Origin of the sequence: Streptomyces sp. NPDC032198 (assembly GCF_040636975.1) — a bacterium.
Classification (GTDB): Bacteria; Actinomycetota; Actinomycetes; order Streptomycetales; family Streptomycetaceae; genus Streptomyces.
Genome location: NZ_JBEZVL010000006.1, coordinates 435,078 through 448,597 on the forward strand (window position 1 = coordinate 435,078; position 13,520 = coordinate 448,597).

Annotated in this window: 13 protein-coding genes; 7 read left to right on the plus strand and 6 right to left on the minus strand. The window is 70.7% G+C overall.

The window, feature by feature from the left end:
- Window positions 1–61 precede the first annotated feature (61 nt).
- A complete protein-coding gene (locus AB0E78_RS18715) occupies window positions 62–904 on the minus strand; it encodes a lysozyme (protein ID WP_361833516.1) in 843 nt (280 codons plus the stop codon).
- A 278-nt stretch (window positions 905–1,182) separates the two neighbouring features.
- On the opposite strand from AB0E78_RS18715, the gene AB0E78_RS18720 reads away from it, so the two are divergent.
- Entirely contained in the window at window positions 1,183–1,671 is a 489-nt protein-coding gene (locus tag AB0E78_RS18720; RefSeq protein ID WP_361833518.1) for a MarR family transcriptional regulator, read from the plus strand.
- A gap of 172 nt (window positions 1,672–1,843) precedes the next feature.
- Here the strand turns inward: AB0E78_RS18720 and AB0E78_RS18725 are convergent, their stop codons facing one another.
- On the minus strand, window positions 1,844–2,689 hold the full coding sequence (locus tag AB0E78_RS18725; protein ID WP_361833520.1) for a protein phosphatase 2C domain-containing protein: 846 nt from the start codon (window positions 2,687–2,689) through the stop codon (window positions 1,844–1,846).
- A 356-nt stretch (window positions 2,690–3,045) separates the two neighbouring features.
- Between AB0E78_RS18725 and AB0E78_RS18730 the strand changes: the two genes are divergently transcribed.
- Genes AB0E78_RS18730 through AB0E78_RS18750 form a run of 5 tightly spaced genes read left to right on the plus strand, consistent with a single transcriptional unit; the run spans window position 3,046 to window position 8,778 of the window.
- Window positions 3,046–5,949, plus strand: a complete 2,904-nt coding sequence (locus AB0E78_RS18730; RefSeq protein WP_361833522.1) for a nitrate- and nitrite sensing domain-containing protein — start codon at window positions 3,046–3,048, stop codon at window positions 5,947–5,949.
- Between the two features lie 8 nt (window positions 5,950–5,957).
- Complete coding sequence (locus AB0E78_RS18735; RefSeq protein ID WP_361833524.1) at window positions 5,958–6,491, plus strand: roadblock/LC7 domain-containing protein; 534 nt, start codon at window positions 5,958–5,960, stop codon at window positions 6,489–6,491.
- Window positions 6,488–6,892, plus strand: coding sequence for a DUF742 domain-containing protein (locus tag AB0E78_RS18740; protein ID WP_361833526.1), 405 nt, complete (start codon window positions 6,488–6,490; stop codon window positions 6,890–6,892). Before AB0E78_RS18735 ends, AB0E78_RS18740 begins: the two co-directional genes overlap by 4 nt.
- On the plus strand, window positions 6,873–7,502 hold the full coding sequence (locus tag AB0E78_RS18745) for an ATP/GTP-binding protein (RefSeq protein ID WP_361833528.1): 630 nt from the start codon (window positions 6,873–6,875) through the stop codon (window positions 7,500–7,502). Before AB0E78_RS18740 ends, AB0E78_RS18745 begins: the two co-directional genes overlap by 20 nt.
- A gap of 40 nt (window positions 7,503–7,542) precedes the next feature.
- A complete protein-coding gene (locus AB0E78_RS18750) occupies window positions 7,543–8,778 on the plus strand; it encodes a styrene monooxygenase/indole monooxygenase family protein (protein WP_361833530.1) in 1,236 nt (411 codons plus the stop codon).
- 61 nt (window positions 8,779–8,839) lie between these two features.
- On the opposite strand, the gene AB0E78_RS18755 is transcribed toward AB0E78_RS18750, so the two are convergent.
- The 4 genes from AB0E78_RS18755 to AB0E78_RS18770 all read right to left on the minus strand — a co-directional run bounded on the left by AB0E78_RS18755 (window position 8,840) and on the right by AB0E78_RS18770 (window position 12,172).
- On the minus strand, window positions 8,840–10,006 hold the full coding sequence (locus tag AB0E78_RS18755) for a C40 family peptidase (protein WP_361833532.1): 1,167 nt from the start codon (window positions 10,004–10,006) through the stop codon (window positions 8,840–8,842).
- Between the two features lie 150 nt (window positions 10,007–10,156).
- Window positions 10,157–10,435 (minus strand): hypothetical protein, encoded by a 279-nt coding sequence (locus tag AB0E78_RS18760; RefSeq protein ID WP_361833534.1) that lies wholly within the window; start codon window positions 10,433–10,435, stop codon window positions 10,157–10,159.
- 10 nt (window positions 10,436–10,445) lie between these two features.
- The gene (locus tag AB0E78_RS18765) at window positions 10,446–11,174 is read right to left on the minus strand and encodes a TetR/AcrR family transcriptional regulator (RefSeq protein WP_361833536.1); all 729 of its coding nucleotides are present in this window, start codon (window positions 11,172–11,174) and stop codon (window positions 10,446–10,448) included.
- A gap of 59 nt (window positions 11,175–11,233) precedes the next feature.
- On the minus strand, window positions 11,234–12,172 hold the full coding sequence (locus AB0E78_RS18770) for a diiron oxygenase (RefSeq protein WP_361833538.1): 939 nt from the start codon (window positions 12,170–12,172) through the stop codon (window positions 11,234–11,236).
- 185 nt (window positions 12,173–12,357) lie between these two features.
- Between AB0E78_RS18770 and AB0E78_RS18775 the strand changes: the two genes are divergently transcribed.
- Window positions 12,358–13,476 carry a ferritin-like domain-containing protein gene (locus tag AB0E78_RS18775; RefSeq protein ID WP_361833540.1) on the plus strand — a complete coding sequence of 373 codons (1,119 nt, stop codon included), beginning with the start codon at window positions 12,358–12,360 and terminating at the stop codon, window positions 13,474–13,476.
- Window positions 13,477–13,520: the final 44 nt, after the last annotated feature.

Sequence of the window (13,520 nt, forward strand, 5' to 3'; positions counted from 1 at the left end):
CCCGGGACCCCGAGAGGGGTTCCGGGCCCTTGTGCGACGGGGGGCGGACTCAGTCGTTGGCTCAGCCGTTGGCGAGTGCCTGCACCCTGTCCAGCGCCCCGTTGAACTTGTTGTGGTCACCGACCGTCGGGCCGGTCGACGTGTACTGCCAGATCGTCTGCACGCCCCAGCCGGCCGGCAGCTCACCCGGAGAGGTGTTGTAACGGGCGATCCAGAGCGGGTTGTTGGCGGCGAAGCCCCCGTAGTTGCCGGTGCACTGCTTCCACCAGCTGGTGGCCGTGTAGATCACCGCGTCACGCCCGGTGCGCGCCTTGTACTGGTTCAGGAAGTCACGGATCCAGGTGACCATCGCGGACTGGGACTTGCCGAAGCAGGCCGCCCCGTACGGGTTCCACTCGATGTCGAGCGCGCCCGGCAGCGTCCTGCCGTCGCGCGACCAGCCGCCGCCGTTGTCCACGAAGTAGTTGGCCTGGGTGGCGCCGCTCGTGGTGTCGGGCGTGGCGAAGTGGTAGGAGCCGCGGATCATGCCCACGTTGTACGAACCGTTGTACTGCTGGGCGAAGTAGGGGTTCTTGTAGTACGTCCCCTCGGTGGCCTTCACGTAGGCCCACTTCACACCGCTGTTCCAGAGCGTCGACCACGCGACGTTGCCCTGGTGGCTGCTGACGTCCACGCCCTCGGTCTGTACGGCGTCGTTGCTGGGCGGCAGACTGCCCTGCCCGTCGTGCTCGATGACGCCCTGTCCCATCCGGGCGGAGCCGCGGGGCGGGGTGTCATCGCCGCCGGTGGCCTGTGCGGCGCCCGGCAGCGTGAGGAGGAGGGAGAGCGCGGAGAGGACTGAGAGCAGGATTCCGGCCGCTGACCGGCGCGAGCGGCGGGGGGTTCCGGGTCTGTGCACGGGCATGTGCGTGCCTCCGTAGGCCTCGATTGAGCTCGATGGAGCTCGTGGGGGGACCTGTCGACATGACGTGGTGTGAACATGTCATGTACGACGCTACGCACGTAGACCTGTGGCTGGGAAGGGGGTCCGGTGTCTGCCGTTGGTCTACTCCTGCGGCGGTGTCCGCGGCGTGGCCCCTGGGGGCGTTACGAAATACTGGTCGAGCTGCGGCGATGGGCCGACGCGGGTGTCTGCCGCCGTGCGGGGCGGAAAACTTCTCTGATCCGGAAAGAAAGCGTGCCATGGGTGCTGAAGTGCACGAGGGCGAGAACGACGGTGGAGCCGACGTGAACAGGGGGGTCGACCGTGAGTTCCTCTCCCTGGAGCGGGAGTTGACGCTGCTGCTGCGCCGGGCGCGGGCCTCCTCCGGAGAGATGGCGCGCCAGGTCCACCCCGATCTGGAGCCCGCCGCGTACGGACTCCTGGTCTGCCTCGACGACTCGGGTCCGCAGCGGGCCACGGATCTCGCCGCGTACATCGGCGTCGGCAAGGCGACGATGAGTCGTCAGCTGCGGGCTCTTGAGGAGCTCGGTCTCGTCGCCCGCGAGCCCGACCCGGCCGACGGTCGGGCGTGGCTGGTCCGCCTCACCGAGGAGGGCGGCACGCGGTTCCGTACGGTGCGGGCGGGGCGCCGGGAGCAGTACGTGCGGAAGCTGGCCGGTTGGGACCGGGTGGAGGTGGCCGAGCTGGCCCGCCTGCTCCGCCAGCTGAACGAGTCGCCGGAGTCTTGAGGGGCGGGGGGTAGTTGGGGCGCGATTCTGTCTGCGGGTGGGCTGTGGCTTGTCGCGCCGTTCCCCGCGCCCCTTGGGGGACGTCCACCGGGTGTCGTCCGCGGGCCGGTCGTGGTTGCTCGCGCCCCTTACGGGGCTGCCCGCGTCGTTCACCGAGACCCTTGAGGGGCTTTCACAGCTCCGCGTACACCACCGCCGCGTCGTCGTGGCGCTTTCCTCGGGGGTATGTCGTGCCCTCGGGGTCCGCTCGTTCCAGGTCTCGGACCCGGTCCACCAGGCGTTGCGGGCCGTCCTTGCGCAGGAGCGTGAAGCATTCCGTCCAGTCGCCCTGGCGGAACGTCTCCACCCAGCGGCCCACCCCGTCCGTCAGGGCCGCCACCGCCGTCACCTCGGAGCGGGGCCAGGTGCCCGTGACCGCGCGGGATGCCGCCGAGGGATCCGCCGCCGCGGTGAAGAAGCCGTCCTCCGCGTTGCGCAGGGCCTCCACGGCGACCCCGTACGCGCGGCCCGCCACCTCACGTTCGGCCGAGCCGCGCGGCATCGCGCGGACCGCGTCGCGCATCGCGCGGATCCTCGGGGGCAGTTCGGCGAGGCGCTCGTCGAGGACCGGCGTGACCCGGCCGTCCGGGCCCGCCACCAGGAGCGCGGAGTCGGACAGGACGAGGTGTTCGACCTGCTCCTCGTCCCAACGCACCAGAATCACGGTGGCCTGAGGCGTACGCGGGTGAGAAAGGTCACAAGTTTGACAATGGGCCTCCGCGGTGCGCACGATCGCCGCCGCGAGGATCTCAGAGAGCGTCATATCCCGTCGCGAAACGGACAGTTCTCCCAGCGCGCCCCCGAGTCGCGCCGTGAACCAAGGGACGGAATGCAGACAGCCGTCATCTCCGGCAGGCGGGGTCACCCCATCCAGAAGGACGAGCGAACCGCCTTGTCCGGCCGCGGGAAGGATCACCGAGGCATAGTCCTCATTGGGGCGTGCGGGGTCGCCGGGCTCGGTGGCGAGTTCGATGCGCATTCAGCCAGTCTGCACGAGGCCTTCACAAGGTCATCCGGAGGTGGCGAAAACGCGAGGGTTGGCCCGGACCAGCAGGTCAGAAGCCGGAATTCAGTCGGAATGATCGCTTCCGTCGGCGTGTGGCGGCGCATCCTGCCAAAGCCTGCGGTCGACGTCCAACCGGCGCACCGTGGCCGAGACTTTCGGCCAGGGGCGGGACTTGCTCGCCAACTCCCCGCCGATGTTCACTCCTTCGGGTGGCCAGGCATGTGATGCACGACTGCCACCCATCGGCACTGGAAGGGTCTGGAGCCGTACCGGGGGGCGCGTGTGTTGACGGATCGTCACCCGGGGCCCTGGGCAGACGGAAAACAAGAATGCGAGCACCGGTGCAGAAGATGCGGCCTGGGCGCAAGGGCAAGCAGACGGCTCCCGAAGGGGCCACGCCGGGCGCGACCACCCCTACGGAGCGCGCGCCCGAGCCCACAGCGGGAGAGGGCCCCGAGCCCGCGGCGGGAGGGCAGAACGCCCCCGCCGTGACGGCTCCTGACGGCTCGAAGCCCGTGCAGCCCCTGAAGTCCGTCCAGTCCAAGCCCACCGCGCGCGTGCGCAATCGGCTGATCGTCGCCGTCGCCGTCGTGGCCGCCGCGATCGCCGGGGCAGGCGCGCCCGCGATCGTCGCCGCCTCCGGGCAACTGAGCGACGCACAGCGGCTCGTGACCCTCGCCGAGCACACCCAGGACGCCGTGTCCCTGGGCCACTCGCTGGCCGACGAGCGCGACGAGGTCACCTCGTTCATCGCGGCGGGCCGCCCGCAGGGCAAGGGCCTCTCCGAAAACCGCAGCGCCCGCGTGGACCGCCAGATCGAGGAGCTGCGCACCGCCGACGCCCCGGCCGGCCTGCGCGCGGACCTCGCCGACATCGCCGCCGTGCGCAGAGCGGCGCTCACCGGCAAGAGCACTGCTCTGGAAGCCCACACGGCGTACTCGAACGTCATCACGGAACTGCACGGCCTCACCCGCGAGCTCGCCGAGAAGACCCCGCCCCGCGCGGGCTCCGGCGCCGACGCCCTCGCCGACCTGGACCACGCCGTCGAACAGGCCGCGAGCGCCCGCGGCCTGCTCCTCGCCACCCTCGCCGTCCCGCGCTCCACGGAGACGAGCACCGGCGTCGACCCCGTCACCGGACTGCCCACCACGGTGGTCGAGGAGTCCCCCGCGGGCAGCAAGAGCCGTGACGCCCTCACCGCCGCGGCCCAGGAGGCCCACGTCCGCGCGCAGGCGGCCCTCGCCGACTTCCGGGACGCGGCCACGGACGGCGCCCGCGCCACGTACGACTCGACGGTCACGGGCAGTGAGGTGACCACGGCCGAGAAGTACCTCTCCCGCCTCACCGACCAGCCCTCGCTCTCCGTCGCCGAGCGCGGCTACGACCGCAAGAAGCTCGACACCGCGCTCTCCGCCCGCATCGAGATGATGCGCGGCGCCGAGTCCGCGCTCACCGTGCAGCGCACCAAGGACCTCGCCCAGCTGCGCGACGACGACGTGACGGCGCTGGAGGCCCGCGTCGCGCTCATCGGCGTCACGCTGCTCGTCGCGGTCGGCGTCTCCATGGCGATGGCCCGCAGCCTGACCCGCCCGCTCGCCGTTCTGCGCATCGGCTCGGCCCGCCTCGCCACCGAGCCCGCGCCCCAGGAGCCGATCCGCTTCACGGGGCGCGACGACGAGTTCGCCCAGGTCGTACGGTCCGTCAACGCGCTGCACGAGCACGCGGCAGCCCTCACCGAGCGCCTCACCACGCTCGAGGCCGACCGCAAGCACCTCATCGGCAAGCGGCAGTCCATGGCCGACGAGCGCGAGAAGCTGCGCGCCGAACTGGCCGAGGCCTCCGCCCACCTGGAGCGGGTGCGGCAGTCCATCCACGGCACGTTCGTCAATCTGGCGCTGCGCACCCTGGGCCTGGTCGAGCGGCAGCTCGCCGTCATCGAGAACCTCGAGGACCGCGAGCAGGACCCCGACCGCCTCGCCACGCTCTTCAAGCTCGACCACTTCGCCACGGTCATGCGCCGCCACAGCGAGAACCTCCTGGTCCTCGCGGGCGCCGAGCACGGCCACCAGCACCCCGGACCGGTCCCGCTGGTCGACGTCGTGCGCGCCGCCGTCAGCGAGATCGAGCGGTACGAGCGGGTGCGCATCGCCACGCTGCCGCCGCACGCGCACGTCGCGGGCTTCGCCGCGGACGACATCAGCCACCTGGTCGCCGAACTCCTGGAGAACGCGACCTCGTTCTCGCCGCCGGACGCCTCTGTGGAGGTCTCCGGATGGCTCCTGGAGAGCGGCGAGGTCATGCTCTCCGTGCAGGACGAGGGCATAGGGGTGACCGAGGACCGCATGGAGGAGCTCAACTCCCGCCTCGCGGAGTTCCGTCCGGACGACGCGTACGACCAGGAGAGCGGGGACGGGCTGGGACTCGGCCTCTATGTCGTGGCCCGGCTCGCCGCGCGGCACGGTGCACGGGTGCGGCTGCGCGAGCAGAAGCAGGGCGGTGTCGCGGCGGTCGTGGTCCTGCCGAAGTTGATCCTCGCCGCGGCGCCCGCGGTGGGTGCGCCGCCTGCCGGTGTCCCGGTCGCGGGGGCCGCGCCCGCCGTGCACCTGCCCGGCTCGGAGGCCGAGGCGAACTCCAACGTGCTGCCGGGGCGTGCGGCGGGGACCACCGCCGTGCCGACCGCGCCGGAAGCGACGGACGCGCCGGACGTGACGGCCGGCGCTGATCCGCTGATCGCGGCCGCCGAGCAGACGGTGCGTGACGCGGAGGCGGAGGCGGAGCCCACGGCCGCACCGGAAGCCGAGAGCGAGCCCGAGCGCGCGCCCGACCCGAAGCCCGAGCTGGCCCCGAAGCCCGAGCCGGCCCCGGAGCCCGAGGTTTCGCCCGAGACGACCATGGAACTCGCCATTCCGCCCGCCCCGGAGGAGCCGAAGGCCCCCGAGGAGCCGGAAGCGGCGGCCCCCGAAGCCGCCCCCGCCCCCAAGTGGGAGCGCGTCACCGACAAGGGGCTGCCCAAGCGCACGCCCAAGATCACCGCGCCCGAGCCCACCGTGCCCAAGGCGCGCAGCGGCTCCGTCGACGCCCAAGCGCTGCGCAAGCGGCTCGGGGGCTTCCACCAGGGAGCCATCAGCGGCCGTCGCGACGTAGAGGCCGAGCTGACCGAACGTACCGAACAGAACGAGCAGAACGAACGTACCGAAACCATGGGGGACACAGTCGAGGAGGCAAGCAGTTGACTGCGCCCATGCGCTCGCCCAGTTCTTCCACCGGCAGTTCTTCCACCGGCAGCTCCACCGCCGACGGCAGACCGGCCGGGTTCGGACTGAGCAGCGAAGCCCGCAACCTGCACTGGCTGCTGACGAATCTCGTCGAGGAGGTGCCAGGTCTCCTGTCGGTCGCGGTGGTCTCCTCCGACGGGCTGCTCCTGCTCTCCTCCGACCCCGCGCGCAACAGCGAGCAGGCGGTCGACAACAGTTCGGGCCCCAAGGGTTCCAGCGCGGACCTCGCCACCATCGTGTCCGGCCTCGGCTCCCTCTGCATCGGCGCGGGCAAGCTGATGGACGCGGGGTCCGTCAAGCAGACCGTCGTCGCGATGGAGGAGGGCAGCCTCTTCGTCATGTCGATCAGCGACGGCTCGCTGCTCGGCGTGCACGCCACCCCGGACTGCGACATGAGCGTCGTCGCGTACCACATGGCGCTCTTCGTCGGCCGCGCCGGGCATGTCCTCACCCCCGAACTCCGCAGTGAGCTGCGCCAGTCGATGGAGAGCGTCCGATGAGCAGTAAGCCCGGCAAGCTGCCCCAGCGGGGTGGCGCGCGCAAACCCGCCCGAGTGCGTCCGTACTCGCTCACCGGCGGGCGCACCCGCTTCGGCCACGTCCTGCTCGTGGAGACCTTCGTGGCGGCGCTCGACGCCCCCGAGGAGCGCCGCGAACTGCCGCAGGGCAACGCCATCGCCCGTGTCATGCCGGAGATGCGGGCCATCGTCGAGATCTGCCGCCGCATGCGTACGGTCGCGGAGATCGCCGCGCTCCTGAAGATGCCGCTCGGCGTGGTCCGCGTACTGCTCAGCGACCTCGCAGACCAGGGAAAGATCCGCGTGTACGGAACGGGCCACGGCCCGGGACAGCCGGACCGCGCACTGCTCGAAAGGGTGCTGAGTGGACTCCGCCGTCTCTGAACTCCGCCACCCGGGCCCCGACCCGGACGAGAACCTCCAAGCCTGGCAGACGGACCGCACCCGGGCCCCGATCGCGACGAAGATCGTGGTGGCGGGCGGCTTCGGCGTCGGCAAGACGACCCTGGTCTCCGCGGTCTCCGAGATCACGCCCCTCCAGACGGAGGCGCTGATGACGCAGGCGAGCGAGGACACGGACGACCTCACGTCGACCCCGGACAAGACCACGACCACGGTCGCCATGGACTTCGGCCGGATCACGCTCGACGACGACCTCGTGCTCTACCTCTTCGGTACGCCGGGGCAGCAGCGCTTCTGGTTCATGTGGGACGACCTGGTGCGCGGCGCGATCGGCGCCGTCGTCCTCGCCGACACCCGCAGGCTCCCCGACTGCTTCCCCGCGCTCGACTACTTCGAGAGCTGCGGGCTGCCGTACATCGTGGCCGTCAACCACTTCGACGGCACCGAGGAGTTCGAGCCCGCGGACGTCCGTGAGGCGCTGACGATCCCGTCGCACATACCGGTGCTGATCATGGACGCGAGGCAGCGGATCTCGGTGATCGAGTCCCTGCTCTCGCTGGTCGGCCATGCCCTCGCAGCAACCCCCGAATAGCTTTACCCTTAAGCTTTTTAGTACGTAGGAGAAGCGCCGCATGCGGAAGATACTCGTCGTCGGAGCCGGTCAGGCCGGGCTCCAGATCGCTCTCGGACTCCAGTCGCAGGGGTACGAGGTCACCCTGATGTCCAACCGCACGGCGGACGAGGTCCGGTCCGGCCGTGTGATGTCCACGCAGTGCATGTTCGACACGGCGCTGGAGCACGAGCGTGAGCTGCAGCTGAACTTCTGGGAGTCCCAGGCCCCCAAGATCGAGGGCCTCGGCGTCTCGGTCGCCGGCCCGGACTCCTCCCGCGTCATCGACTGGGTGGGCAAGCTGGACGGCTTCGCCCAGTCCGTGGACCAGCGCGTGAAGATGGCCGGCTGGATGGAGACGTTCGCGCAGCGGGGCGGCCAGCTGGTCATCCACGGCGCGGCGGTCTCCGACCTCGACTACTTCTCCCGTACGTACGACCTCGTGCTCGTCGCCGCGGGCAAGGGCGAGCTGGTCTCCATGTTCGAGCGCGACGCCTCGCGCTCCCCGTACGACACCCCGCAGCGCGCGCTGGCCGTCGCGTACGTCCACGGGATGGGGCCGCGGCCCGAGCACCCCGAGTTCGACGCGGTGCGGTGCAATCTCGTGCCGGGCGTGGGCGAGCTCTTCGTCATGCCGACGCTGACGACGTCCGGGCGTGCGGACATCCTCTTCTGGGAGGGCGTACCGGGTGGCCCGCTGGACGTCTTCCAGGGCGTCAAGGACCCCTCGGAGCACCTGGCGCTGACGCTCGAACTCCTGGAGAAGTTCACGCCGTGGGAGTACGCGCGGGCGACCAAGGTCGAACTGACGGATGCGGGCGGCACGCTGTCCGGGCGGTACGCCCCGACTGTGCGCAAGCCCGTGGGCCGGCTGCCGGGCGGCGGGCTCGTCCTGGGTGTCGCCGACGTGGTCGTGGCCAACGACCCGATCACGGGACAGGGCTCCAACTCGGCGTCGAAGTGCGCCGCCGCGTACCTCTCCTCGATCGTCTCGCACGGCGACAAGCCGTTCGACGAGGCGTGGATGCAGGCCACGTTCGACCGGTACTGGGAGACGGCCCAGCACGTCACCAAGTGGACGAACGCCATGCTGTCGCCGCCGCCGGAGCACGTCCTGAACCTGATCGGCGCGGCAGGCCAGCTCCAGCCTGCGGCCAACCGCTTCGCCAACGGCTTCAACGACCCGTCGGACTTCGAGAACTTCTTCTACGAGCCGGACAAGACGGGCGCGTATCTGGCCTCCATCTCTGGCAGCTGACGGTCGGCAGCTACCGTGATCTGAAATCCCACCGACAGGAGAGTCGGGGCGGCCGCCCGTGTCAGTGCCGGAGGGCGGCTGCCCGGTTGTTGCCCGCGTCGCCGCCCTTCGTCGCCCCGCGGGGCAGCTTCGGTGGGGTGTAGTTCTTCATGGGCTTCGCCGCGGGGTCGGGGCGTACCGCTCCCAGGAGGGGGTTCGCCGCGATGGGGGAGACCTTGACCCGGGCTCCGGGGCGCGGCGCCTGGATCACCATGCCGTCGCCCAGGTACAGCGCCACATGCGTGGCCTTGGGGAAGTACACGATCAGGTCGCCCGGCCGCAGCTTGCGCAGCGAGACCCGCCGCAGCTTCGCCCACTGCTCCTGCGACGTGCGGGGGATCTCCTTGCCCGCCGCCGCCCACGCCTGCGAGGTGAGCCCCGAGCAGTCGAAGGCCTTGGGCCCCTCCGCGCCCCACTTGTACGGCTTCCCGATCTGCCGCACGGCGTAGTCGAGGGCCTCGTCCCCCCGCCGGGACGGCGGCCGTGACGGCGCGGACCCCGCAGAGCCCGCGGAGCCGCTCAGTGAGCCCGACGCGAGGAACTTCCGCTGCGCCGCGGCCATCCCCTCCTCCTCGGCCCGAGCCAGCTCCGCCAACTGCTCCGTGCTCAGCCCGGCGAGCAGCTCCTCGACCTCCTTGAGCTGCCCCTTGACCGTGTCCCGTGCCTTCTTCTGCCGCGCGGCGAGCGCCAGTTGGGTCTCCAGGGCACTCTTCGCCCCGGCCGCCAGCCCGGACGCCGTCTTCTCGCCGCCGACGAGCCGCTTCACCGTCGCGGCCCGCTCCGCCGCCGCCCGCCCGATCACATGCCCCTGGTCGAGGGCCTGCTGCGCGTTGCGGGCGAGGAGGAGGCGTACGTAGGGGGAGATCTGTGACGTGCCCTGGTACTGCTGGCGGACGAAGCGGCCCGCCGCGCCCCGGCTGTCACGCAGCGAGGTCCGGGCGCGGGCCAGGCCGGCGTTCAGCCGGGTGACCTCGGCGCGCTGGTCCTTCAGCTTCTCCGCGGTCGCGTTGTACGTCTCCGTCGACTCCTCGGCCTTCCGGTACAGCTCCTGGAGTTCCGTCAGGAGCTCGGAGACCGGCCGCTCCCCGGTGCCGTCGGGCCCCGGGACGGCGTACGCGGGGGACGCGGGCGCGAGCAGCGCGCCGACCACCGCACCCGTACACACCCATCGCAGCAGCCTGCCTGACATGCCATCACCTCCGGCGCGCGGCGGCCGCTCCGCCCCGCACCGTGAGCATCAGCCGCCCCGGCGCGGCCCGCCTCCGGAAGGTGCGCGGGTTGGCGCAATGCGGTCACTCGTCCAGGGCCCCACGGCGCGTCGCCCTTGCCGGGACGGCCCTCAGCCCGCCCCGCCCGGCTTCGACCACGGCCACTTCAGGCCGGACCCGGCCTTGTCGCCCTCGGGGTCGTACTCGAACTTCCAGCCCGGATGCAGCCCGAACCGCTTCCCCGCGGCCCTGGCCACCCGGCGGTACACGAGCACGGTCGGCGGGCCGCCCGCCTCGTCCGGCACCGGGACCCGGTACACCTTCGGGGGGTGGCCGGTCGGGCCCAGCAGGATGGGCAGTACGCGGCCGTCCAGGGGGCCACCCACGAAGGGGGTCTCTTCGCTCTTCACCCGGCCAGTGTCACAGGAGGTGCGCCGCGTCGCTCACCACGGGCAGCACCCGCCGGGCGAGCGAGCCCGCGGGTCCGTCGGACGTCTCCATGGCCAGCGCGCCCCGTACCGCCTCCGCGGACTGCGGGTCGCGGCCCGCCGAGGCCACCAGGACCGCCATGAACTGCTCGACCAGCCAGTCCCGCAGCTCGTCGAGCGGCGGCTGCTTCTCCTCGTCCAGCCAGATCAGGGACGCCGCCTCGACGGAGGTGATCCACATCCGCACGGTCATCCGCAGCCGCGGGCCCGTGGCGCCCACGACCTCCAGGTGGGCGAGTATGTGCTCGGCGGCCGTCCTGCGCACCTCGTCCACTATGGCGGTGGTGCGTGAGGTCTCCACGACGCTGCCGCCCTGGAGCAGCGCGCTGAACCCCGCGTCGTGCTGGTCGACGAAGGCGAGGTAGCGGTCGAGGGCGTTCGCCAGGCGTTGGGTGAGCGGGCCCTCGGGCGGCTCGGCGAAGCACTGCTCCAGCTCGTCGGCGGCGGACCGCAGTGCGGCCTCGTACAACTGCTGCTTGCCGCCAGGGAAGTAGCGGTAGACGAGCGGCCGGGAGACCCCGGCCGCCTCCGCGACGTCGTCGAGGGAGACCTCGTCGGGTGCGCGCACCGCGAAGAGGGTCAGGGCGGCCTCTTTGAGCTGCCGCTGCCGCTCTTCGACACTGAGGCGCCGGTACGCGCGGGTGGGAGCAGGCGAGGTCATGCCTCGCAGCGTAACCGCCCTGTCGAACAAGCGCCCCGGAACCCTGCGTACCCTCTTCGCTACGCCAGCAGGCCCGAGCTCTTCCACAGCCGCCGTCCGGCACCCCGCAGCACCCCGATGTCGTCCAGGAAGTCCGTCAGGCGCTTGGCTCCCGTCTGCATGATCTCGCGGCGGTGGGCGCTCGCCTTGACCTGGGCCATGGCCTCGCGCTTGTCCAGGCCGACGTTCGTGTAGACGTCGGGGTTGATGAAGGCGATGGAGAAGACGCGGGCGAACTCACCCGAGGTGAGGCGGGTGAACTCCTGGGACCAGCGCGGGGCGGTCACCATCTGGCGGCGCAGCTCCTCACGGGCGTACCGCACATGGCGCGCCTCCTCCACGACGTGGATCCGCGTGACGCCGCGCACGAGGGTCTGGACGCGCTCGTCCGGGAACGTCAGGCGCTGCATCCAGTCGAGGATCTCCTCGCCGAGCAGCGTCGCCGTGAACGAACCGGGTGTCGTCGAGATGGTCTTGAAGAGGCGGCCCAGGTTCCGGTGCACGGCGCTGACCGGGTAGTACGGGGTGTCCCCGCGCGAGATGAGGCGCGCGAACATCTTCGAGTGCCGGCACTCGTCCTCGATCTCGGTGAGGGCGTACCGTACGTGCGCGCTCGTGGCCGGCTTGTCATAGATGTGCCGTACGAGCAGCTGCATCAGGATCAGTTCGAACCAGATGCCGAGCGACGCGAGCGCGGCGGCCTCGTGCTGGGAGAGCGCGATGCGCTGCTCCTCGCTCATCCGCCGCCACATCGGCGTGCCGTACAGGGAGACCAGCTCCGGGGGCCAGAACCACTTGCCCTCCTCGAAGGGTGCCTCCCAGTCCAGCTCCTTGTCGGGATCGAAGGAGTGCTTGGCGGAGGAGTCGAGCAGCCGCTCGGCCACCTGCTCCCGGTCCTTCAGCAGTCCGAGCGCGTCCCGCAGCCCTTCGATCGCCGCGTCCTCCGTGATGGTCGTCATGACTCTGCCCCTGCCTCGTCGTCAGAGTTACCGGCGGTCACGACTTATGAGACTGCCTGTCAGCAAGGGCGTCAATCCCTTGCGCACGACTTGTTGACCCCGCGTCTACGAACGTGTGAGCCTGCCAACTACCGGCAGTTCGCGGCGATTACGGAGAGACCTAGGCCAATTCTTAGGAGCCGTCAGTGTCCACGCATGAGCTGTACACCCACGCACCGGACGGAAACACCTGGCAGATACCGGCGAACGGCGCGGCCCGCTTCAGCTGGGAGTACGACGAGGGCCGCGCCCGGCTGCTCGCCCTCTACCAGAAGGGCAAGGACAAGCAGTGGGACGGCGCCAAGCGCATCGCCTGGGATCTGGAGGTCGATCCGTACGACCCCCTGGGCACCCCCGACGAGTCCCTCTCCCTCTACGGCACCCGCCACTGGGCGAAGATGACGGAACGGGACAAGGGTGAGCTGCGCAAGCACTACGCCTCCTGGCAGTTCAGCCAGTTCCTGCACGGCGAGCAGGGTGCGATGGTGTGCGCGGCGCGCATCGTGGAATCCGTCCCCGACCTGGACGCGAAGTTCTACTCGGCGACCCAGACCATGGACGAGGCGCGGCACGCGGAGGTCTACGGCCGCTTCCTGCACGACAAGATCGGCATGCTCTACCCGATCAACGACAATCTCCGGTCCCTGCTCGGCGACACCCTGCGCGACTCCCGCTGGGACATGCCCTATCTCGGCATGCAGGTCCTCATCGAGGGCTTGGCGCTCGCCGCGTTCGGCATGATCCGCGACACGACGGACAAGCCCCTGCCGAAGCAGATCCTCGCGTACGTCATGCAGGACGAGGCCCGGCACGTGGCCTTCGGCCGCATGGCCCTGCGCGACTACTACAAACAGCTCTCGGACGCGGAACTGCGCGAGCGCGAGGAATTCGTCATCGAGGGCTGCTACTTGATGCGCGACCGGCTGCGCGGCGTCGAGGTCCTGGAGAACTTCGGCATCCCGAAGGCGGAGGCCGAGGAGTACACCGAGAACTCCGAGTTCCTCGCCCTCTTCCGGCAGCTGCTCTTCAGCCGCATCGTGCCGTGCGTCAAGGACATCGGCCTGTGGGGCAAGCGCCTGCAGGAGGCGTACGTCGACATGGGCGTCTTCGAGATGGGCAACGCCAACCTCGACCAGCTGATGGCCCAGGACGAGGAGATCGCCGAGAAGCTGGACGCGGAACGCTTCGCGGCCGAGGAGCACGAGCGCGTGGCGGAGGTCGAGGACATGATCGCCGCGGGTGGCCGGACGGCCGACGGAAAATAGGGAACCACGCCCCATGGCCCCATGGCCGCGGCGCAGGGAGGCGC

Bases quoted from the DNA above. Each gene is read 5' to 3' on its own strand.
- AB0E78_RS18715 (WP_361833516.1), bottom strand. From the start codon at position 904: ATGCCCGTGCACAGACCCGGAACCCCCCGCCGCTCGCGCCGGTCAGCG.
- AB0E78_RS18720 (WP_361833518.1), top strand. From the start codon at position 1,183: ATGGGTGCTGAAGTGCACGAGGGCGAGAACGACGGTGGAGCCGACGTG.
- AB0E78_RS18725 (WP_361833520.1), bottom strand. From the start codon at position 2,689: ATGCGCATCGAACTCGCCACCGAGCCCGGCGACCCCGCACGCCCCAAT.
- AB0E78_RS18730 (WP_361833522.1), top strand. From the start codon at position 3,046: ATGCGAGCACCGGTGCAGAAGATGCGGCCTGGGCGCAAGGGCAAGCAG.
- AB0E78_RS18735 (WP_361833524.1), top strand. From the start codon at position 5,958: ATGCGCTCGCCCAGTTCTTCCACCGGCAGTTCTTCCACCGGCAGCTCC.
- AB0E78_RS18740 (WP_361833526.1), top strand. From the start codon at position 6,488: ATGAGCAGTAAGCCCGGCAAGCTGCCCCAGCGGGGTGGCGCGCGCAAA.
- AB0E78_RS18750 (WP_361833530.1), top strand. From the start codon at position 7,543: ATGCGGAAGATACTCGTCGTCGGAGCCGGTCAGGCCGGGCTCCAGATC.
- AB0E78_RS18755 (WP_361833532.1), bottom strand. From the start codon at position 10,006: ATGTCAGGCAGGCTGCTGCGATGGGTGTGTACGGGTGCGGTGGTCGGC.
- AB0E78_RS18765 (WP_361833536.1), bottom strand. From the start codon at position 11,174: ATGACCTCGCCTGCTCCCACCCGCGCGTACCGGCGCCTCAGTGTCGAA.
- AB0E78_RS18770 (WP_361833538.1), bottom strand. From the start codon at position 12,172: ATGACGACCATCACGGAGGACGCGGCGATCGAAGGGCTGCGGGACGCG.